Raw genomic sequence first — 284 nt, forward strand, 5'->3', positions numbered from 1 at the left:
GTTTGGCGGAGGAACGCGGTTTTTTTGTGCGGCAGCATGCAGGGAGAAGCTGTTTTAACAGTGGGGAAAAAGATTTGGCCCCGCCCGGTGGCTTTCGCCAGTTCCGTACGGGGCATCTTTGCCGCGAGAAGATGGCGACGGTGAATCGCCAGGCTGGGATCTGCTTATTTTTGCGTCCACACACGGTTCTTGTTTCGAGTGGGTGGGAATTTGTCCCCTTTGCCCAGTTCGATGATCATCGGGTCCTGGACGCCGGAGCCGGATTCTCCAATCTCCATGTAGAC

General features: G+C 56.0%; 1 protein-coding gene. It reads right to left on the reverse strand.

Features of this window, described 5'->3' with window-relative positions:
• Positions 1-164 precede the first annotated feature (164 nt).
• Positions 165-284: YjzC family protein (locus MXD62_RS08430; RefSeq protein WP_368862338.1), on the reverse strand; the 120-nt coding region annotated here is incomplete at its 5' end.

It is taken from the genome of Frankia sp. Mgl5 (assembly GCF_023242985.1).
GTDB classification, from domain to species: Bacteria; Actinomycetota; Actinomycetes; order Frankiales; family Frankiaceae; genus Parafrankia; species Parafrankia soli.